Origin of the sequence: Peribacillus muralis (genome assembly GCF_001439925.1) — a bacterium.
GTDB classification, from domain to species: Bacteria; Bacillota; Bacilli; order Bacillales; family DSM-1321; genus Peribacillus; species Peribacillus muralis.
The window spans coordinates 146,840-167,969 of record NZ_LMBV01000003.1; the positions used below are offsets into that span (position 1 = coordinate 146,840).

A 21,130-nucleotide genomic window follows, 5' to 3' on the forward strand; every position below is an offset into this window, starting at 1 on the left:
AACAGGAAAACTACATGCTGCAAAAAAAGAAACACTTGCCGGAAACGGTGTTCATGCCACAAACGCAGATGCCACGGAAGCGACAGCAATGACTTCAATAAGAAATGGAAAGGGAGCTTCTAAGTTTCGTGATGTTTCCTCATGTATTTGTGCAAATTAGCAATAAGATTTTCCAATAAAAAAAGAGCCTGCCGACTTTATTTATCGGCAGGACCCTTCAATTTTCCCTATTTATCTGAGGCCAGTTCGAACTGTGCATACACATCCTTTAGTCCTGCTTGAATGGCTTGGCCAGCCTTCCCCCGATAATGCATTTGTACACGATCGATCAATTCCTCAATACCATCTTTCAGGCAATAACCGCGCAGTAGCTGCCGAATGAATTCCCTGCCATGATCTGTCGCAAGTGTACAGGAAGCCTCGATGATCACACCATACTTAAAGTCCAGCTCCAATGTGATCGTAATCGAATCATATAAATTTCTCGCTGCCATCCCTTGCGGAAGTTTTGCATGACCTGCAATGAAATATGTGTTCATCTCTTATCTCCTCTATCTATGTTTAATGTACGGAAGCTTGCTTGAAGGGCCATGCAGGCAATTTCTTACGGAGCTCTTTATCCTGTCTGTAGCCCAGTGCGTATTCACCTTGCATCATCGTATGGATTTCACGGGTCCCTTCGTAAATGACCGGGGCTTTTGAATTCCGGAGAAAACGTTCGACCGGATATTCATCGGAATAGCCATAAGCACCGTGGATTTGAACGGCATCATTGGCTGCTTCGTTAGCTGCATTACATGAAACCCACTTAGCTAAGGATGTTTCCTTCGTATTCCGTTTTCCTTGGTTTTTCAACGTCCCCGCTTTAAAAACGAGCAATCGGGATATCTCCAAATTTGCGGTCATCTTGGCAATCATCTGTTGGACGAGCTGATGCCTGCCAATCTCTTTGCCGAATGTACTTCGTTCATGGCAATACTTCAAGCTGGCTTCAAGGCTAGCTTCAATTAATCCTACAGCACCCGCGGCCACCGTAAACCTGCCGCTGTCCAATGCCGACATCGAAATTTTAAAGCCCTCCCCTTCTTCACCAAGCCTATTCGCTACCGGAACTTTTACATCCGTAAAAAAAACTTCCCCTGTATTTCCTGCGCGAATTCCCAGTTTCCCCTTAATGGCTTTGGACTCCACACCTTCAAAAGTCCGTTCCACAATAAATGCCGTAATCCCTTTTGAACCAAGATCATGATCAGTCTTGGCAAAAATGAGGAAATGATCGGCGTAATCACAGAGAGAAATCCATGTTTTCGATCCGTTCAAAATATAATGATCCCCTACTCGTCTTGCTGTGGATTTCATTGCCGCTACATCTGACCCTGCATTCGGTTCAGTCAGTCCAAAAGCGCCAATTTTCGTCCCTTTTGCCTGCGGGACTAAATATTTCCGTTTTTGTTCTTCGGTACCCCATTGCAACAACGTCATGCTATTCAACCCTGTATGTACCGATACGGCAGTTCTGTAGGCTGTATCACCCCGCTCCAGCTCTTCACAAACGATGGCCAGGGTATTATAATCCATTCCGACCCCACCATACTCTTCGGGAATGCAAACACCCATCAATTGTAATTCCGCCAGTCGCTTTAAAATATGTGGTTGAAATTGCCCTTGCCTATCCCACTCTTGGATATATGGAATGATTTCCTTATCCACGAATTTCCTGACCACTTTTTTCACACTTTGCTGTTCTTCTGTTAATTCGAAATTCATCATCGATCTTCCTCCTAGATAATTTTATTTTGCTTGAATTTGTCGATTTGGCCGGGATCATATCCCATTTCAGCCAAAATGGAATCGGTATGCTCTCCATATAGCGGTGGATGCTTGCGCATCCTGACCGGCGTTTTTGTTAAATTGAGGGGCGACCCGATCATTTTCAGGTCCTTGACGGTTGGATGCTCCATTTCCACAAGCATGCCTCTAGCGCTGATTTGTGGATCTTCGAACATCTCTGCGATATCATTAATTGGACCATTTGGTATTCCAGCCGAATCAAGCAGCACTTTCCACTCTTTTTTGGTTTTCCTTTTCAATGAATCTTCCAATATAGGTACTAACTCTTCCTTGTTCAGCAAGCGCTTTTCATTATGCTTAAACCGTTGCTGTTCGGCTAACTCCGGTTTGCCAATAACAGCCGTGAATCGCCTGAACTGCTCATCATTCCCTACCGCCACGACAAGCTCTCCATCGCTTGTACGAAACGTTTGATATGGAACGATATTGGGATGCTGGTTTCCCATTCGCTCTGGAGTCATCCCATTGAATAAATAATTGCTAGCAACATTCACTAGCGAAGAAACCTGACAATCCATTAGCGAAATATCAATTTCCTGCCCTTCCCCCGATTCATTTCTATGATGGAGGGCTGATAATATGCCAATGCATGTATACAAGCCAGTCAAGATGTCAGCTATGGCCACGCCGACTTTCACGGGACTTCCATCCTTTTCCCCGGTGATACTCATCAGCCCGCTCATCGCCTGAATGATATAATCATAGCCAGGTAAATCTTTATAAGGGCCGGTTAAGCCAAACCCGGTAATAGAGGCCATGATCAGTTGTGGATTGAATTCTTTTAAATCTTCATAGCCTAACCCCATTTTTCCCAACGTACCCGTCTTGAAGTTTTGGATCACAACATCCCCGGAAGCCACCAACTTCCGAAAAATCTCTTTCCCTTGCTCAGACTTCAAATTCAAAGTCATGCTTTGCTTATTACGATTGGCGCATAAATAGTAAGCGCTTTCCCCCTGAGCGAACGGAGGACCCCATCCCCTCGTTTCATCTCCTGATTCATGATGCTCAATTTTTATTACTTCCGCTCCCAAATCCCCAAGAATCATCGAACAAAACGGCCCCGCCAAAACACGGGATACATCGATGATCCTTACACCATCCAAAGCTCCGCTCATCCCTTCACCCCTTTCAAATTACCGGGATACACAAAAAGGATCAGTAAAACAAACAATGCCATCACATTGAACGTCTCACTGACCTTTATCCACGCCCTGTCTTCCTGCAAAGAAAGATCAAGTGAACGAAGTCAATTTTTATATATTCCAGTTTTTATATCAAGCCGGTCATGCAGCAAGGTAGCTTGCTGTCATCGGTTTGGTATAGTAAGTATAAAACAATTATTTGAATTTTTCAACAATAACAAGCGGTTAATTTTATAGGTATACCCAGGGAGCTTAAATTCCCCGCTCCATAAAAGGCATTGTGATCATAATTGCCTTTATCCGTGATGCATGTGATGATAATAAAGGGAGTTGATAAAATGGAAAACATAAAAAAAGAAATAGTCGAAGCCATCAAGAAGCATTCGACCATCATCATTCACCGTCATGTTCATCCTGATCCGGATGCACTTGGCTCACAAATCGGGCTAAAGGCTCTATTGAAGCATTCCTACCCTTCTAAAGAAGTCTATGTGGTAGGTGAGCATGTCGATAGGCTTCAATTCCTTGGAAAAATGGATGTCATTTCCGAAGATACATACATGGGAGCATTAGTGATTGTTTGTGATACGGCCAACCTTTCCCGGATCAGCGATTCCCGCTATGCTTATGGGAATATGTTGATTAAAATCGACCACCATCCCGAATACGAGACATTCGGTGACCTCTCTTGGGTCGACCCTTCATATAACTCTGCAAGTGAAATGCTCGTTGATTTATGCGTCGAATTTCCTGAGGATTTTACGATGAATAAAGAAGCTGCTACATCATTTTATGCAGGAATCCTCAGTGATACAGGTAATTTCATGAACGGGAATATCACTCCACGGACATTAAAATTGGTTTCGTACCTACGAAAGTATGATTTTCACCCTGAACGGATTCATAACCTCCTCCATGTAAAGTCGAAAAACTCTACCAGACTTCAACAAGACATTCTCATGAGCTTCAAGGTTACCGATCAAGGAGTTGCATACTTCATCATTACCGAGGATTTGCTGAAACTATATAACATAGATCGAAACGAAGCTTCGAATCTGGTTAATACGCTTTCAAGTGTAAGAGCAAACAAGATTTGGGCTTTCTTCATCGAATATCCTTCTGAAATCCGTATCAGAATTCGCGCACGCAATACCCCGATTGACTCAGTAGCACGCCAATTCAATGGCGGAGGACACCCCCTCGCTTCAGGTGCTACCATCCATTCATGGGAGGAGGTAGATCAGGTTATTCAAGCACTGAATCAAGTCTGTCTATAGGAGGAGAATGAACGTTTCTAAATCCCAAAAATCATTGCAACGGGATAATTCGACCTGGACTGGCATTTATTCGACCTAACTTCCATTAATTCGACCTGGCCTTGGATTAATTCGACCATTACATGAGTACAAAAAAAACGCCAAAGCCAGGATGGCAGAGGCGCTTGCTTATGCTTTTATTTGGACACTTCTTTAAGAATCGATAAATCGATCATGCCTTTTATATCACTGCTAGGGATATACCCGGCTTCTTTGCTGATATCAGCCATTTCCTGGATGACTTGCTCATTAACTTCAGTGGTCACTTCAAGGCGTGAAAATGCTGAAGCCACTTCTTCTTTGCTTAATTCTTTTCCAGTCAGTTTTTTCAAATGTTTAATAACAAGTTCTTGGCTTTCTTCAGGGTTGTCTTGTATAAACTTCACCGCTTTTTCATGCGCTTTCAAATAAGAAGCGGAGAGATCTTTTTTATCCATGAACTTCTTGCTTGCGGCCACTACGGTGTTTGGTGAATCTTTCCCCCAGGCAAATTGATCCCAATCAAGCACTAACTTTCCCTTTGCCTGATTTTCCAATACATATCCCCATGGTTCCTGTGTAGCTGCGGCATCGACTGATTTTTGGACGAAAAGTGCCGTGGTGTCAGCTGGCGCTGAGGCATATAACTCAACTGTTCCCCCATTTGTAGTAGGTTTTAAATTAACTTGCTTAAGCGCTTTTCTAAGCATGACATCCTGTGTGCTCCCAATGACGGGAATCGCTACCTTTTTACCGTCCAAGTCTTTTAAATCGGTAACCTTGCTGCCTTCGCTTGCGACAAGGACGGCACCGCCATTAACGGCTCCGGAAATCAGGTGGTATTCCGGATTTTTCACATAAAAGTTAAGCAGAGGTCCAGGCCCGACCGTTCCCACGTCAATGGCGTTTGTCGCCATCGCTTCCATGAATAATCCCCCATTTGCCACTGTCTTGGTTTCAATCTTGATATTCTTGCCAAATTCTTTTTCAAAAAAGCCTTTCTCAAGGGCTATGATCGTTGCACTGTGGGTTAAATTAGGAAAATAGCCTATTTTCACTGTTTGTTTCCCTGAGCCTTTTTCCTCTTCATTACTAGTGGATTGAGTGCATCCGCTTACGATCCCAATTAACAATATAGACGTAACGAGGGCAAAAAATGTTTTTTTCAGCATATTTCTCTCTCCTTTTTACATTATGATTCTATTAAACTACCGTTGATTCACTCCCCATTTAAGTTGTACATTACGTTCAAGTCGGGAGAAGACAACATTGTCTACAATTGTTCCGATGATTGCGATAATGATCATTACAGAAATAACCAAATCCATTTGCCCAAGTGATCTGCCCATTTCCAGCAATTGTCCAAGACCGCCTCCGCCGCCAAGTAATTCTCCTGCCATCAATGCCCGCCAGGAAAATGCCCATGCAATTCGCAGCCCGGATATTATTTGTGGGACAGAAGCAGGTAAAATCACGGTGCGGAGAAAATGAAAGCCTGTCGATCCATATGTTTTGGCAACACGTTGGTACAATTGAGGTACATTCCGAAATCCACTGGTTGCATTTACCGTCATCGTCCATGTTGCACCGATAGTGACGATAAAAAGAATTGAAAAATCATTCAACCCAAACCAAATGATCGCTAACGGAAACCAAACGATACTCGGTATGGACTGCAAGGCTGTCACGACGAAACCAAGTGTGTCTTCAACCAGTTTGAAACGCCAAATGAAATAGCCTAAGATTAGCCCTACTATAATGGCAATCGTGAATCCAATCAAAATACGACCTAGACTTTTCCCAATAGCTTCTGTTATTTGTCCACTCATCAGCCCATTGAACAGCGTTTGAAAAACCTGTGTCAGACTCGGAAACATGAAATCCGGAAGACTGGAAAACCTAGATGTGACTTCCCATATCGCCGCTATCATCGCGATGAATATGATTCGTCTTAAAGCTGTAATCATTCCCCATTTCCTCCTTCAGCACTTTTTCGATTTCCTCCTGCAAAATAGATAGAACCCGTTGTTCCGTATGCAAAGTTACACTATCCGGCATGACTCCATCCTTCATCGATGGGACGTAAATCGTCTCTTTAATTTTCCCTGGACGGGTTGCGAAGACGATGATTTTTTCGGAAAGCTGGACGGCCTCACGAATATTATGGGTAACAAAAAAAATCGTCACTTTTGTTTTTCTCCAGATTTCGAGCAGCTCTTTGTGCAAAACCATCCTCGTTTGCTCATCAAGTGCAGAAAATGGTTCATCCATCAACAGAATATCCGGCTCCATCACTAGCGCCCTTGCAATCGCCACCCGCTGTTTCATGCCCCCAGAGAGTTGATGCGGATAAGAGTCGACATAGCGGCTGAGATGAACCATTTTCAGAATGTCCAATGCCTTCGATTCAGCCTCTTTTTTTGGCATTTTCTTTAACTTCAATCCGTATGTAACATTTTCCAGAACAGTTAACCATGGAAATAACCCAGCCTCTTGAAACACTACGACCCGTTCCGGTCCTGGCTTCATCACCTTTTTACCAGCAACACGTATTTCACCTTTATCAGCTTTATCAAGTCCAGCAATTAGATAAAGCAATGTCGATTTCCCACATCCTGATGGTCCAACAATTGAAACGAAGCTTCCCTTTTCGACCTCTATATTAATCTCATCGAGCACCTTTATGTTTTCTTTCTTTTCATTTGAGAAACTTTTTTCAATGCCATCAATTGTTAAATACATAAAGTCACCCCATTTTTTACTAAACATCATTTATTAATAATGATTAATCCAATGGTTTTTGTCAACTATAAAAATGCAAAAATTCTAACTTATCGGTATCTTTCTGTTTAATCCCCCTTCGCTTAACAACACAAAAATAGCCTGATCCGTTAAAAAGGATTCAGACTATAGGTTGTTGGGATCAAGACGAACTCCACCCAGATACTACTTGATTTTATATTGGACTTAATTGAAGGTATACCGTGTCATAAAACTGCCAAAGCAGTTACCGTCCAGTACTGTGAGCAATTGGGGTTCCTTTATTCGTTGTATTACAGAGTAAGTGAAGCCAAGCAGGACCGCACCTTGAAAAGGGAGCTCTTGCAGAATGAAACGGTCAGAATATCCTGCTTCCATACAGTTTATCCTTCATCTTTTGCGTTCTGTCATGCAGTGGCTTTTTCAAAATGATGCCAAAGCCGATGGTCAGTAATAAATAGATGAACAAGATGATTATATCCTTGCCAGCGACACTCCAGGTTATCCCCCCAACCGATTCACGAAGTAAGCCGACGGCATAGGTGAACGGCAGGAAGGGGTTGATATGTTGGAAAAATGCCGGTGTTACTTGAATGGGGAAGGTACCTCCCGATCCTGATATTTGAAGTACCATCAGGACAACGCTTATCCCTTTGCCAACATTACCCAGAACCGATACGAAGGTGTAGACCATCAATGTAAATACTGTACTTATCAAAACGGAAAACAAGACGTATTCGAATTTGTCGACTGCATAAACATCAATCAGAAAAAGGTTACCTATGCTAACGGTTAATGCCTGCATCAATCCAATGATGAAGAAAATAAGGTACCTGCCAATATAAATTTGATATGGGCTGTAGCTCTTTTGCGAGACGCTCACGCTAAGCATGGATATCAGTATGGTCCCGCCCACCCAAAGGGACAGTGCCGTGAAGAAGGGGGACATGGCTGATCCATAGTTTGGAATGGGAAATAGACTGTGTTTATTGAGCAGTACTGGCTCAGAGAAAAATTCACTTTCTTGTTCGATATCATTTCTTAGGAAATCAATGACTTCTTCCATATTGTAAGACTTATCGATTTCTCTCATTTTAGAAGCCAGCGCCTTGATCTTTGCTTCAACTTCCGGAAATTCATCCTGTAACTTATCAATATCTCCCGAGCGGGCACCCAACGTTCGATTGGTCTCATTTAACAGTGCCTTCACTTCAGGAATAACCTGGCTGCCCTCCTCGAGCGTAAGTTGAGCTTTTTGTAAAATGGAATTAGCTTCAGTCCAGATTTCATTGATTTTTGATCCTGTTTCCTTTGAAAAGGTATTCTGGAAGCTTCCCAAAGCTTGATCATTATTTTCCCCAAGAACTCTAAGTGAATCGAAGGAATGGTCATTCAGCGCTTGAAGTTGGTCCGAGGCACTATCCCTTAAACCATCGACTAGCTTTATTTCTGGCTGAAGGCGGTTTTTTTCGCTAAATTGATTGACGCTCAGCAATAAGTTATACATACTGTCCAAAAGATATAGCTCTTTATTTATCCTCGTTCTCCCTTGTTCAACTAGCTGATTCACCTCGTCGCTGGGCATACCCTGATCCGTTACCCTACTCGCAAGAACTAAAATCGATTCATTATCGCTCCTGATTTTCGCAATATCATTTTGCAAGAGTGGGTGAATTGCTTCGAAAGCCTGTTTGGTTGAGTCCACATAATCGGAAACACCTGAAACCAATTTATCTTTCTGCGACGATATCCCTTCTATTGATTCGAGACCTTTATTGACCTTTTTCATGATATCTTCTGCCCTTTTTACTTGGGTTTGGACAATTTTTAGATTTTTTTCAAGCTCTGGAAGCTCTCCCTCCAATAAATACACCATATTCTTCATCTTCTGAATGGTCGGCAATTCATTTTGCAACGTGATGCCCAGTTCATTAAAGATTTCCAGGATACTCCCACTAGCGGACTTAATAAAGCTTTTGCTCACATTATCGACAATCGTGTTGGCTCCTGCTGCCGTAATTTTTGGGGCGATGGAATTGATTTTTTCATTGACATAGTAATCAATTTCCGCCTTTATTGGTTCATCTGTCATGATGGTCGCAATATGCTCGGAAAAATTCTCGGGGATGATAATCGTCGCATAATATTCCCCCTTCTTCACTTTTGCAACCGCATTCTTTTCCGATGTGAATCTCCAGCCCAAATCTTTATTTCCCTTTAACCCTTCTATGACTTCATTACCTAAGTTCACGGCTTTGCCATTCAACTCGGCACCTTTATCATTATTGGAAACACCGACAAGGATCCCTTCCGTGTTTGCATAAGGGTCCCAAGATGCGACAATATTAAACCAAGCATAAATGGACGGGATGAACATAAGAAAAACAATCACGATGCAAACAATGAAATTTTTATAAATGCTTTTTAAATCGTCCAAGAAAATCTCCCGAATATTTCTCAAAATATACCCCCGCGCATAAGTATTTTGTTACTATTATTCGAAAAACCTTCATATTCGATACTAAGTAAACATATCCATGGATTTACATACTTTCACCTAAACAAACTTAGTCCTCCGTCTCGCTTTCCTAAGCTTTCAATGGAAATATATAAAAAAAAAAATGAAGGCAAACCCGTCTTTCTTTGGGTTTGCCTTCATTTTGCTAATTGGATCAACGTTTTTCTATCACGGTTATCAATTCTCTTAAATAATCCGGCAGATCAGGCGGACGTCTGCTTGAGACAAGGTTTCCATCTACTACGACAGCTTCGTCTATCCAGGTTGCTCCGGCATTTTCCATATCATCCTTGATGCCGGGTGTACTCGTAACCTTCTTGCCCGCTAAGATTTTCGCGGAAATCAACACCCAACCAGCGTGACAAATTTGGCCGATCGGTTTTTTGGTTTCTTCCATGCTCTGGATAAGTGAAATCACTTCAGGAAATCGGCGAATTTTGTCAGGGGCCCAACCGCCCGGTACAAGAATCGCATCATAATCTTCCGCTTTAATATTGCCATACGCATAATCGGATACGGCGGGAACACCATATTTCCCCATGTATGTTTCATTCGCCTTCTCTCCAGCGAGATGAACGATCGCACCTTCTTCTTGTAATCGTAAGATCGGATACCATAGCTCTAAATCTTCAAAATCATGATGCACAAGACTGATAACTTTCTTTCCGGCTAACCTCATGAAAACCTCCCCTTCCTACATGCTATTCAACTTTACCATACTTCCCTGTTTCTACGCTTTTTTAACCGTTTTCCAGGACATGAAGTCCAACGTATTCGAACTAAAAATCAACCTTTACTAAATACAGCCCGCCGGCTTCAGCCATACGGCCTGTTTGGACTCTTTCTTTCGACTCTAAAATGCCCGGGATCTGTTCAGCGTTTATTTCACCGAGCCCAACTTCTATCAGCGTTCCGACCATTTTCCTAACCATATTATAAAGAAAGCCATCCCCTCTTACACTGATTTCGATGAAGCCGTCATTTTCTTCTATTTCAATGGCATATATTTCACGCACCATTGATTTTTTCTTGGACTTTGCATTTGAAAAAGCAGTGAAATCATGTGCACCTATAAAATATTGACATGCATCTTTCATTCGCTCTATATCCAGCTTTTCCTCAATATGCATACTGTACTTTCTCATGAAAGGATTCGTATATTGCTCGTTCCAAATCTTATATAAATACGTTTTGTCCTTAGCATTATAACGGGAATGAAAACGATCAGGAACTAACATGACCTCTTTGATGCTAATATCTTGGGGCAAGTACCTATTCAAATAATTCATGACTTCGGATTCAGTCAAATTTCCACCGAGCTTGAAATTGGCAATCTGGGCAAAAGCATGCACACCGGCATCCGTTCTGCTGCATCCAATGATTTCGATTTTCACCCCTGCCATTTCCGTTAATACATTTTCTATCTTCCCTTGAATCGTATCGTCACTATCGCCGAGCCGTTGCCAGCCCCTATAGCGTCCGCCATCATATTGAATGGTCAGCTTATAATTGTTCATTGCTTCCTCCTACCGTAAAGTCATTCAGACAAAAAAACCTGATAAAATATAAGCCCCCATACACGCCTGCTGTATGAGGGACCATATGATTTTTTCTTAGAAACGCTTTTTTACATATTTAAGTTGTCATCAATGTCATTTTTTTTGTGCCCCGAAACGACGAAAAATCAAAAATCGAAAACCACTTATAAAAGGCACTTCTGCATAGTGTACCAAAGAGACTGGCGTCATGCAACGAACGAGCCGGCGTCAATACAGCCTTTGTGCGTCTTTGCAGAATCAAGGTACCTAATCAAAGTTTATAAATTATTGAAAAATAGATATAGCTCTTCCAATTCACTTTCCTTTGCCACGATACAGTTAGGATATTGTTTTATCTCTGCTACGCTGGATAACTTGAAATCATTGGGTCAGCAAAGTGAATTAACCCACTCATTGCTGATGTTTTTTATGATCATTTGCCCCACTTCTCGACCTGCTAACAAACCTTTCATTGTATTTTCTATTACTATTAAAAAAATGGAATATATGTAATCAGCTAAAACTAATCTTCAACTACACTTCGTCATTAAGTGCCGTAAAATGAATGCTGCCTCCAACCCATGTTATTGAAGTAGAGCTCCTGTTTTTTGCAAAAGAAAATCATCAAAGAGGCATTTATAAATGATTTAAGATAGTTATAGAACATCCATGTTGGATATTATGTTGTTCGTCTCCAAATTCTTTTAGCAAATGAGTGGAAATTTCAGCCAGTATTTCATTTCTCTCACCTTCTGTAAATCCGACAAGCCATGATAGCGAACCAACTCTTCCACACCATTCCTCATTCGTAAATGATACTGTGTATTTGAACTTATATGTTTCTTTTAAGTCAAATTTATGTTCTTGCCATTCCCTAAACCACTCAACAGGAAATCCATTGACGAACTGTTTTGATTCAACCTTACTACCAGCCGGTTTTAACTCTCCGTTTGACATATGTGATTTTATTATTTGAAGTGTATCATCGATAACTTTGCTTGTGGATATAAAACCTGAATCCATAACAATCAAAATACCTTTTTCCGCCAGAACTCTTTTAATTTCACCAAGAGTTTCTTCTCGATTAAACCAGTGCCATGCTCTTAAAACAGTTACATAATCAAACAATCCACTTTTTAAGGTAGTAGATTCAGCGCATTTATTTATATACTCAATCCTATTACCTTCACTCTCATCAATTATTTTCGCTTGTTCTATTAATTCTGCTGAAGGTTCCACTCCTACAACGACTGCTCCCTCATTATGTAAAGCACGGCTTAATACTCCAGTCCCTGAACCCAAATCCACCACTTTCTTATTGTTAAAATCTATTCCTCTAAGCCTTAAACTTTCCAGTAACTCAGCAGGTAAATCATTTCTATATTGAGCGTAATTTTTTGCCACATTTCCAAAATTCACTTTCAATCATATCCCCCCAAGCTATTTTTACAAACAATTGAAATTATAACATATTATGTATTATACTTCGTTGAACTACCCCATGCCTCCAGCTCCATAAAAAAATTACCAAAGAGAAGCGTACCACTTACTTCTAGTTCTTTTTACTATTACCATTGATCTTCACCAGCTTCTTTATCTCAAATCATGTTCATTACTCTAAATTTTTAAAAAATGTAATACTTGAAAATTAATATTCTATATAATAAGGATATTAGGAAGATGATAAGTCAAGAAGGAGCTGGGATAGTCGTAGTGTCACTCGGGCCATCTGTTTTCCCATTTACTATAGGAGGTACATTTTGAAACAATCTAAAACGAATAAAGGATGGTTAAGTCTGGGGGCAATCGGGTTATTTTTCCTTGGAAAAATGAAATGGTTGTTTGCGCTATTAAAATTAGCAAAAGTAGGTTCTCTGCTTTCTATTTTCGTTTCATTAGGAGCATATGCCTTGGTTTACGGTTGGAAATTTGCCGTAGCCTTAGTCTATCTAATTTACATCCATGAAATGGGGCATTTACTTGCCGCTAAGAGAAAAGGCATAAAAACATCCAATGCCATTTTCATCCCTTTTGTCGGAGCGTTAATTGCCCTTAAAGAAGAACCGAAGAACGCTAACCAAGAAGCTTACCTTGCATTCGGAGGTCCTTTATTAGGTACATTAGCCTTTCTTCCGGCCATCCCGCTATTTATGATAACGGAAAATCCGTTTTGGCTTTTAGTCATTACACTCGGATCGTTGATTAACCTATTTAATCTAATGCCTGTACATCCTTTAGATGGAGGTCGTATAGTGGGGGTCATTTCCACAAAGGTTTGGATATTAGGGATTATCGGAATGGTCGTATATATGTTTTACCATCCAAATCCATTATTAATTCTTTTCTTATTATTGGGTATTTCTAAGTGGTGGAAAGAATTCCGCAGCGAGACAACCAGAAATCAAAGAGTCAACCTCATTGAGTTTAATAAATTTGGATTGGAGCAAGTAGAACGATATGCAGGTGCAGCAGATGAAGAAAAGATTCGCCTGGTTAACATTTGGAATATGGAACTTAGCCAATTATATGCAAAGCTTAACAACATGAGGAGTTGGCATATCCCGCTATTGGATGATAATAAGTTAAAAGAAAAACAGCTGACCGAGGTAAAATTAAATATTTATAGATCCTTAATGGATGCTGCTAATTCGAATGAATACCAGTACGGACAGACCGGTTTCGAAAATATAGGCACGTATGAACGAATCGTAGCAACGTTCTATAAAAATATTCAAGAACAAACTGAAATTAGGGATAAAGAGAATTCCTATTACTCATCGAGTCTCAAAACAAAAGTCATCTGGTTCTCATTTTACATTGGGCTTGCCATTTTCTTAATGATAACAAGCTTATATGCAGGTGATTTAATGGAACAATATAAAACTTCATTACCGTAATACATTATGCCTTTCGTTATAATCAACGTTCAAATGGTGCATACTCATAAAAAAAATATAGACAAAATCGATTTTCACCGAGTTTGTCTACAGTCTGAAACGGTAATGCTTGGCCAAGCATTACCGTTTTCTTTCGTTATGATTAGCTTACCTTCAATGTCTTGCTTTTACTCTTATTACCGGATTTGTCTTGAGCGTATACCGCTACTGTGGAACCCTTCTTTTGTGCCTTGATCTTCACTTTATAATTACCTCGGCTATCTACTACACCTTGCCCTATCTTCTTACTTCCATTGTACATATAAATGGATGCGCCTTTTTCAGTCTTACCACTAACCGTTACGGTCTTGCTCGTTATTTTATTAACTGTCGGGACAGGTGGAGCTGTTTTATCAACCACCTTAACTGTTTTGCCGGCGCTCTTATTTCCTGAGGCATCTATGGCATAAACGGCAATGGAAGTTCCTGCTTTTTGCTTCGAAATCTTCATCGTATACGAACCGCTTTTTGATGTGGCTTCTCCGATTTTCTTATTTCCCACCAATGCAAAAACTTTTGCATGGGTCTCGGCTTTACCCGTAATAGCCGTCGCATGATCATAAACGGTATTGACACTTGGAGCCGTTGGCGCTGTTTTATCGGTTACTTTTACTGATTTGGTTGCACTCTTATTTCCCGCTGCATCAACCGCATGAACAAGTATGGATATGCCGGCTTTTTGTTTAGCAATCTTCATGGAGTAAGCACTGTTTTTTGCTGTTACTTCCCCGATTTTCTTGCTTCCCACCATCGCATATACCTTTGCATTGGTTTCCGCTTTACCCGTAATAGCTGTCGCATGATCATAGACGGCATTCACAGTTGGAGTGGACGGAGCTGTTGCATCTTTAACCGTTATTTCTTTTGCAGCACTTGTGTTGCCAGCATCGTCTGTTGCTGTTACGGTTACTTTTGTTCCGGCTTTCTGTTTTGGAATGGAAGCCACATATGCGCCTGCGGAACTTGCTTTCGCTGTCCCCATTACTTTCGCCCCAACTTTAATTGTAAGAGTTGAACCTGGTTCACTTTTTCCTGTGACACTTGTCGATTTATCCGTAATTTCAGACACAATTGGTACTGTAGGAGCTGCGTTATCTACAGGTGGTGTCCAAGACGCTAGCTTTTTAATATAAGCAGAGGAAATATAACCAGTTGACTTCCCATCCTTCGTTTTAACAGGGAACCAGACAAATTGATTTACACTTCCTAATCCTTTGTCATATGTAAATTCTCCTGTGATTTTCAATACAGTATTTTTGGGTGCTAAATTATTCACGACTTTGGAAGTGGCCGGTTGTTCCCTTAAATTCCCATTCCCTCCTGTTACAACTACATCGTCACCTTTTTTCAAAAGGTAGACAGAAGCATGCAAAGGGTCCGCTAGTGTATAAGTATCCTCTGAAAAAATAATATTGTTGTTAGCGTCGTATGAAAAGTCATCTGTCTTAAAAGGAAATTCAGCTAATTTCGTACCTCCTAAGTAACTGTCATTTTCAATATATGTAAGAACTATTTCTTGATACGCTTTCGTATTTTTCAATCCATTACTTTGGTATACCGGGGCGTTAATAGATTTTGTTCCATTGTACGCCATTATAGGGAAATACCAATTTTCAATTTCCTGTCTTGCTGCACCTTGTATTTTTGGAAGTCCGTAATCGACCTTTTCACTAAGGATTTTTATGCCCTCTTCAATATTGAAGGTAATATCGTATGTTAGTTTTTCTTTGTATGTAATTTTTTCTTCATCGTCGTACTCCTTTGGTATATCTGTAACCTGCATGATACCGATTCCGCCATCAGATGAAATATTAGGTTTGTCCTTCTCTTTGAATTGTCTCCAGTCACTTTCTTTCCTTGCCACTGCTTTTACAACTTCAGGAGGAATATCTGCATCCAAAGCCGCGTTCGTTAGCAAGCAGTTCATATGCTGAAAAGAAGGATTTTCATTTTGCTTACCTACACCAAACAACGAAGAGCATTTGGAGGACCATTCTGACGCGGCGGAGGCTTCCTCATAATCCAAACCGAAAAAAACGAGTAATAAACACGTTGCCAATCCTGCTCTTAGAAAGAGTGATTTCATTATTATATTCTCCAATTCTACTTAGTTATTAATCTATCTATATTTTACCATATTTAGAAACAACCAGGGTTGCATATCTCGGTTTCAAGTTAAAACAGAACATAAATGAGAGTTATTACTTATGCAAGTATTAACTCAAAAATGAAACATCTTAATTGCTTGCTTCAACACTAGCCCACTCTAAAACCTACCACACCGCATTACTTGGTGAATAGCAACAACGAAGGCGGAAACAGGCTTTAGCATTTTGTCTTACGGGATGAGTCCTCCAATGCTCAGCTTTCAAGAGGGCAAACGGTGAGCCTCCACGAAGTGAACTGCAGGTCTCACCTGCCCGCTGCTCCAATCAACCTTAATTCATTTCCTATTAAAACAACAATCTTTACGAAAAGAACAAAAAAAGGCCCAAATCCCTGTTATATCAAGGATTTGAGCCTTTGTTAGTTGATGACCTGTGAGGGATTCGAACCCACGACCCCTTCCCTGTCAAGGAAGTGCTCTCCCACTGAGCTAACAAGTCGTATGTATGATCTTGCGTGTGAATTACTTAAGTACATAATTTATTATAAGTTTTTTTGATAAAAAGTCAACGCATTATAGTAAAAAAGTTTTAATTTTTTTTATCATCGGCAAAGTGCGAACGAATGTTCTTTTTTAACTTGCATAAAAAACATACGTTCGCATATAATGATAAAAACCAAGTAAGTTAGCAAAGGGGTGTTAGGAAATGAAATATATACTTCGTAAACATATGGAAGAAAAAGCTCCTCTGGAAATCATTTACCTCTCCGAGCAAGGTAAGATTACGCAGCGGAAAATCCAGGTGCTTGAGATATATCCCGGCCATATACACGCTTTCTGTTTTCTAAGGCAGACTAAGCGCACGTTTAAGTTGAATAATATCCTTTCTGCCCGCCTCATCAAGGCAAAATATGATCGATCCGGCTGAGCCTTTATGACCCATAGGCTTTCATCCGATTAATTCTTCTTCTTCCTGAATGTCCTTTTCCCGTTCTGTAAGCGATTCTTCTTCATCCCTCAGGCGATGAGCCAATCTTGAGGCGGCACTTGCGGCAATGCTTGCGACGATATCGTCGAGGAAGGTATGGACGACACCTTCTCGCTTCTTATCAAGCTCGTGGATGACGCCTATTTTATTTTTATCCAAATGGCCAAAGGTCGTGACAGCAATGCTTCCATATCCAAGGACTGCACCGAAGGCGATGGTTTCATCGACCCCGAACAAGCCTTCATCTGATTCGACAATAGATTGAAGCGGTTCGGAGAGCTTCTTTTGCTCTGCCAGTTTATCAAGCTCCACACCGACTAAAATGGCATGCTGGATTTCGCGTTTCAATAGGACACGCTCGACGCTGCGGATGCATTCTTCAAATTTCAGGTCAGCTTTGTAGGGAATTTGCAATTCGTATACGATTTTTGCAATATCCTCCACACTGACGCCGCGCTCCAATAAGAGCCGCTTAGCCGCCATTGTTACTTCCCTGCTGTGTACGTGTACATCTGCCATTTAATTCGCCACCTTTTTTATAGTATGATGAATATGTATCCTTATATTATAGCATCATATTTTCCAAATTTTTAGAAAATATGATGAAAATCTTCTATTCCAAATTCTTGGGACGGGAAAAACTCGCAAGGCTATGCTAAAATAACTAAGTAAGTAGTATTTCATTATTAATGATCATTGAGGTGCGGGAAATGAGTGTACGCAAAGGCACAATTAAAGAATACATGTTCAAAAGTGAAGCGCTTGCCGAGGAATTGGAACTGCTTGTTTACTTGCCAGCTAACTATTCACCATTGTATAAATATTCGCTTGTAATCGCTCAGGATGGGCGTGATTATTTTCAAATGGGCCGAATCGGCCGCGTAGCCGACGAACTGCTGGGTAACGATGAAATCGAGAATATAATTGTTGTCGGCATTCCGTATAAAGATCGATTTGACCGCAGAAGCAAATACCATCCCGACGGGGAAAAAAACCTTGCTTACATACGTTTTCTAGCCCATGAACTTGTCCCGTTTTTGGATGATGAATTTCCGACCTATCAAATGGGACATGGCCGCGCCCTGATAGGTGACTCTCTTGGCGGTACGGTTTCATTATTGGCTGCTCTGCAGTATCCTCATACATTCGGGAAGTGCATCATGCAGTCACCCCTGGTCAATGAAGCTGTGATGGATGCTGTTCGTGGTTTTGAGGATCCGCATCTCCTCGAGCTGTACCATGTAATCGGGACGGGTGAAACCGATGTACCCACCACGGATGGAAAACGGGCAAACTTCATTGAGCCCAACCGTAAATTACATGAATTATTGAACCAAAAAGGATTTCCATGCTTCTATGAAGAATTTGAAGGTAATCATACTTGGAAATATTGGCAGACGGATTTAAAAAGAGCACTATTGGAAATGTTTTAATCTACATTGAAAAAGGTTTCTAAAAAACATATCCAACTTTCATACAATCATTAAAAATATCAGGAGGTTTTAATTATGAAATACGGTGTTGCCATTTTCCCATCGAAAAAACTTCAAGATTTAGCTAACTCCTATCGAAAGAGATATGATACGAAATATGCTTTCATTCCACCGCACCTAACACTTAAGCCAACGTTTGAAGCGACGGACATGGAAATTTCGACGATTGCAGAACAATTAAAAGGCATTGCCCAAAAGTGCAGACCTTTTACGATGAATGTAACGAAAGTTAAATCCTTCCAACCGGTAAGTAATACGATTTATTTCAAAGTGGAGCTATCCGAAGGACTTCAAGAGCTGCATGATGCGCTTGACAGTGAGAGCTTCATAAAAAGTGAAACGCAATATGCTTTTGTTCCGCACATTACAATCGCTCAAGATTTATCCGATAATGAGCATTCAGATGTTTTAGGCCAATTAAGCATGCTTGATATCAGCCATGAAGAAGAAGTGAAACGAATCCACTTATTGTATCAGCTAGAGGACGGTGCTTGGACCGTTTACGAAACATTTAGGTTAGGAGCTGAGTAATTCCGTGTTTGTAAAAATTGCCGAAAACAGCGAAGAGCGTGAAAAAGCATATATGATACGAAGGCAAGTATTCGTTCAAGAACAGAATGTACCACTTGAAGAAGAAATCGATCAATATGAAGACGTTTCCACGCATTTCGTCTTATATAATGAGCAGGAACATCCAATTGGAGCAGGTCGTTTCAGGGTCATCGACAATATCGGTAAAGTCCAGCGCATTTGCGTCCTGGCTTCCGGTCGAAAGAATGGGGCCGGTGCCATGATCATGAACGCAATTGAGGAATATGCCAGCCAACAGGGAATCCCTCAATTGAAGCTTGATGCGCAGGTGCATGCCATTCCGTTTTATTCAAAATTAGAATATGAAATCGTGTCCGATGAATTCATGGATGCGGGCATTCCTCATAAAACGATGCTTAAAACTTTATAATGATACTAAAAACGGTGTTCAGTCTTTTGATTGGATACCGTTTTTTTTGTTTGTTCATGTGCCTTGATTATCGTTTTATAAAAAACATTTTCCGTTCAATGGCAATCTCCGCATAAATACATAGTCTATATATAGAAAGCAAGAAGGAGGGATAATTTTATGGGTAACAATGAATTTAACCTGGAGGAGTCACAAAAAAGATTGATGGAGCTGTTGGTTTCAAGGACGATGAGAAAACATGGTTTCAAAAAAGAGCATGTTGATCTAACCGATAAAGAGAGAAACAACCTAAAAGAAACCATTCGCTATTTACAGGAGCAATCGCAAATCCTGATAAACCAGGAAAAGAACATCACGGAACATGATGTCAATCCAGTTACAAATTCCATTCATAACAAATTCACTGATTCCAAAAATTCCAAAAAAAAATGATTGAACATATCATCTAATCAAACCTTACTTGCTGGCGAGAATTAAGTAAGCCGAGACAAAGCAAACGATACATTTCATTCCTAAAACTCCAGCTTCTTTCTAATTCATCCACACACACTGTTACTTTCATAATTATTTAAAAAAAGACGAATAAATGATTTATTCGTCCAACCAGATTGACCATCGACGCATATTTTAATAGGGAATAAAACCTAAGGAGGAAAAAACAACATGAACCAAAATGTATACCGTAGCAACTGTAACACACAAGAAAACTGTGACAGATCTTGGTCAGCTCTAGATTCCGCTTCCAACCATCCCCTGACTGGATTCTGTAACGGCAACGATGACACAAGGATTGACCAAGAGGCTAGACAGGACAATAATCAAGTTCAGCTTTCTGAAGAACTTATTTACATTAAAGATTCCTGTAATGTAAATATCGTTTCAACAGATGTTAAAGCTGCCCTTTCTCTTCAAGCTGCACTACAAGCTGCAATTGCGGTTATCGTAAGCATATCCATCGCGGACGCAGATAATGCTGAAAGAATCACTCAAGAATTGATCCAATCCTCTAATGTCAAACAAATCACGCGTCAAAAAACAATCGTTGAGAACAGCCGGGATATCGACATTACGACAACGGATGCACAAATCGCCCTTAACATCCAACTATTGCTGCAACTATTGTTAGCTCTAATCGTTGAAATAGACATCCTTTAATAAATCAACACAAAAAGGACACTTCACGTGTCCTCTTTTGTTTTTCATCGCATTTTAGATCATTTCGTTGAAATGTCCGCCTTTTCCCGTCATTGAAGCCGTTAATCGGTTGGTGGCCCTCATGTCCATTTGCATTTTATATGTGGCCGTTCCTTCCGTTCTTTCATGATGATGATGCCCTGAATCATATTCTTGGGATCTTGCCATTTTCTCCTGCATTACTTGATCAAAATGGATAGGCTGAATGGGTGTCGTTCCATCAACAATTCTTACTTTTCCTGCTGCCTCGACCGTCCTGTTGGCATATTGAATATAATCAAATTGTGTTACCGGAGCTATGTATCCCATGGTTACCCCTCCTATTTTTGTACATATTCTGTCAT

The 21,130-nt window shown here is 40.6% G+C and carries 21 protein-coding genes, 1 tRNA gene and 1 pseudogene; 9 read left to right on the top strand and 14 right to left on the bottom strand.

Annotated features, from left to right (window positions below; all coding sequences use genetic code 11):
- Positions 1-227 precede the first annotated feature (227 nt).
- From ASU00_RS05230 to ASU00_RS05240, 3 genes are read right to left on the bottom strand one after another with little or no spacing between them, the layout of a single operon-like run.
- Positions 228-539 (bottom strand): DUF3870 domain-containing protein, encoded by a 312-nt coding sequence (locus ASU00_RS05230; protein WP_057912386.1) that lies wholly within the window; start codon positions 537-539, stop codon positions 228-230.
- A 22-nt stretch (positions 540-561) separates the two neighbouring features.
- Entirely contained in the window at positions 562-1,767 is a 1,206-nt protein-coding gene (locus ASU00_RS05235) for an acyl-CoA dehydrogenase family protein (protein WP_057912642.1), read from the bottom strand.
- 14 nt (positions 1,768-1,781) lie between these two features.
- Positions 1,782-2,969: a CaiB/BaiF CoA transferase family protein gene (locus tag ASU00_RS05240; protein ID WP_057912387.1), complete on the bottom strand. Its 1,188-nt coding sequence runs from the start codon at positions 2,967-2,969 to the stop codon at positions 1,782-1,784.
- Positions 2,970-3,334: 365 nt separating this feature from the next.
- On the opposite strand from ASU00_RS05240, the gene ASU00_RS05245 reads away from it, so the two are divergent.
- Positions 3,335-4,273: a DHH family phosphoesterase gene (locus ASU00_RS05245; RefSeq protein WP_161809696.1), complete on the top strand. Its 939-nt coding sequence runs from the start codon at positions 3,335-3,337 to the stop codon at positions 4,271-4,273.
- 176 nt (positions 4,274-4,449) lie between these two features.
- On the opposite strand, the gene ASU00_RS05250 is transcribed toward ASU00_RS05245, so the two are convergent.
- The 7 genes from ASU00_RS05250 to ASU00_RS05280 all read right to left on the bottom strand — a co-directional run bounded on the left by ASU00_RS05250 (position 4,450) and on the right by ASU00_RS05280 (position 12,526).
- A complete protein-coding gene (locus ASU00_RS05250; protein ID WP_057912388.1) occupies positions 4,450-5,463 on the bottom strand; it encodes an aliphatic sulfonate ABC transporter substrate-binding protein in 1,014 nt (337 codons plus the stop codon).
- Positions 5,464-5,499: 36 nt separating this feature from the next.
- Complete coding sequence (locus ASU00_RS05255) at positions 5,500-6,258, bottom strand: ABC transporter permease (RefSeq protein ID WP_057912389.1); 759 nt, start codon at positions 6,256-6,258, stop codon at positions 5,500-5,502.
- Positions 6,191-7,033, bottom strand: a complete 843-nt coding sequence (locus ASU00_RS05260; protein WP_057912390.1) for an ABC transporter ATP-binding protein — start codon at positions 7,031-7,033, stop codon at positions 6,191-6,193. Before ASU00_RS05260 ends, ASU00_RS05255 begins: the two co-directional genes overlap by 68 nt.
- Before the next feature lie 376 nt (positions 7,034-7,409).
- The gene (locus ASU00_RS05265) at positions 7,410-9,488 is read right to left on the bottom strand and encodes a YhgE/Pip domain-containing protein (RefSeq protein WP_161809697.1); all 2,079 of its coding nucleotides are present in this window, start codon (positions 9,486-9,488) and stop codon (positions 7,410-7,412) included.
- A 235-nt stretch (positions 9,489-9,723) separates the two neighbouring features.
- Positions 9,724-10,248, bottom strand: coding sequence for a type 1 glutamine amidotransferase domain-containing protein (locus ASU00_RS05270; protein WP_057912392.1), 525 nt, complete (start codon positions 10,246-10,248; stop codon positions 9,724-9,726).
- A gap of 100 nt (positions 10,249-10,348) precedes the next feature.
- Positions 10,349-11,086: a tRNA pseudouridine(38-40) synthase TruA gene (gene truA / locus ASU00_RS05275; RefSeq protein ID WP_057912393.1), complete on the bottom strand. Its 738-nt coding sequence runs from the start codon at positions 11,084-11,086 to the stop codon at positions 10,349-10,351.
- A 657-nt stretch (positions 11,087-11,743) separates the two neighbouring features.
- Positions 11,744-12,526, bottom strand: coding sequence for a class I SAM-dependent methyltransferase (locus ASU00_RS05280; RefSeq protein WP_236712612.1), 783 nt, complete (start codon positions 12,524-12,526; stop codon positions 11,744-11,746).
- 410 nt (positions 12,527-12,936) lie between these two features.
- Here ASU00_RS05280 and ASU00_RS27070 point away from each other — a divergent pair.
- Together ASU00_RS27070 and ASU00_RS27075 are read left to right on the top strand one after the other, a co-directional pair.
- A pseudogene (locus tag ASU00_RS27070) lies at positions 12,937-13,460 on the top strand (site-2 protease family protein); the annotation flags it as partial.
- Positions 13,461-13,545: 85 nt separating this feature from the next.
- Positions 13,546-14,004 carry a hypothetical protein gene (locus ASU00_RS27075; RefSeq protein ID WP_461786759.1) on the top strand — a complete coding sequence of 153 codons (459 nt, stop codon included), beginning with the start codon at positions 13,546-13,548 and terminating at the stop codon, positions 14,002-14,004.
- A gap of 142 nt (positions 14,005-14,146) precedes the next feature.
- On the opposite strand, the gene ASU00_RS24345 is transcribed toward ASU00_RS27075, so the two are convergent.
- Positions 14,147-16,129 (bottom strand): Ig-like domain-containing protein, encoded by a 1,983-nt coding sequence (locus tag ASU00_RS24345; protein WP_082630157.1) that lies wholly within the window; start codon positions 16,127-16,129, stop codon positions 14,147-14,149.
- A 448-nt stretch (positions 16,130-16,577) separates the two neighbouring features.
- Positions 16,578-16,649: transfer RNA gene (locus ASU00_RS05295), tRNA-Val, on the bottom strand.
- Positions 16,650-16,856: 207 nt separating this feature from the next.
- On the opposite strand from ASU00_RS05295, the gene ASU00_RS05300 reads away from it, so the two are divergent.
- The gene (locus tag ASU00_RS05300; protein WP_057912396.1) at positions 16,857-17,078 is read left to right on the top strand and encodes a hypothetical protein; all 222 of its coding nucleotides are present in this window, start codon (positions 16,857-16,859) and stop codon (positions 17,076-17,078) included.
- Positions 17,079-17,099: 21 nt separating this feature from the next.
- Here the strand turns inward: ASU00_RS05300 and ASU00_RS05305 are convergent, their stop codons facing one another.
- Entirely contained in the window at positions 17,100-17,657 is a 558-nt protein-coding gene (locus tag ASU00_RS05305; protein WP_057912397.1) for a phosphatidylglycerophosphatase A family protein, read from the bottom strand.
- A gap of 191 nt (positions 17,658-17,848) precedes the next feature.
- Between ASU00_RS05305 and ASU00_RS05310 the strand changes: the two genes are divergently transcribed.
- The 5 genes from ASU00_RS05310 to ASU00_RS05330 all read left to right on the top strand — a co-directional run bounded on the left by ASU00_RS05310 (position 17,849) and on the right by ASU00_RS05330 (position 20,747).
- Complete coding sequence (locus tag ASU00_RS05310) at positions 17,849-18,571, top strand: alpha/beta hydrolase (RefSeq protein WP_057912398.1); 723 nt, start codon at positions 17,849-17,851, stop codon at positions 18,569-18,571.
- A gap of 75 nt (positions 18,572-18,646) precedes the next feature.
- Positions 18,647-19,162 carry a YjcG family protein gene (locus tag ASU00_RS05315; RefSeq protein ID WP_057912399.1) on the top strand — a complete coding sequence of 172 codons (516 nt, stop codon included), beginning with the start codon at positions 18,647-18,649 and terminating at the stop codon, positions 19,160-19,162.
- Positions 19,163-19,166: 4 nt separating this feature from the next.
- Positions 19,167-19,592 carry a GNAT family N-acetyltransferase gene (locus ASU00_RS05320; RefSeq protein WP_057912400.1) on the top strand — a complete coding sequence of 142 codons (426 nt, stop codon included), beginning with the start codon at positions 19,167-19,169 and terminating at the stop codon, positions 19,590-19,592.
- A 159-nt stretch (positions 19,593-19,751) separates the two neighbouring features.
- A complete protein-coding gene (locus tag ASU00_RS05325; RefSeq protein ID WP_057912401.1) occupies positions 19,752-20,024 on the top strand; it encodes a hypothetical protein in 273 nt (90 codons plus the stop codon).
- A 231-nt stretch (positions 20,025-20,255) separates the two neighbouring features.
- Positions 20,256-20,747, top strand: a complete 492-nt coding sequence (locus ASU00_RS05330) for a spore coat protein (RefSeq protein ID WP_057912402.1) — start codon at positions 20,256-20,258, stop codon at positions 20,745-20,747.
- A gap of 54 nt (positions 20,748-20,801) precedes the next feature.
- Here ASU00_RS05330 and ASU00_RS05335 read toward each other — a convergent pair whose 3' ends face one another.
- Positions 20,802-21,095 carry a hypothetical protein gene (locus ASU00_RS05335; protein ID WP_057912403.1) on the bottom strand — a complete coding sequence of 98 codons (294 nt, stop codon included), beginning with the start codon at positions 21,093-21,095 and terminating at the stop codon, positions 20,802-20,804.
- Positions 21,096-21,130: the final 35 nt, after the last annotated feature.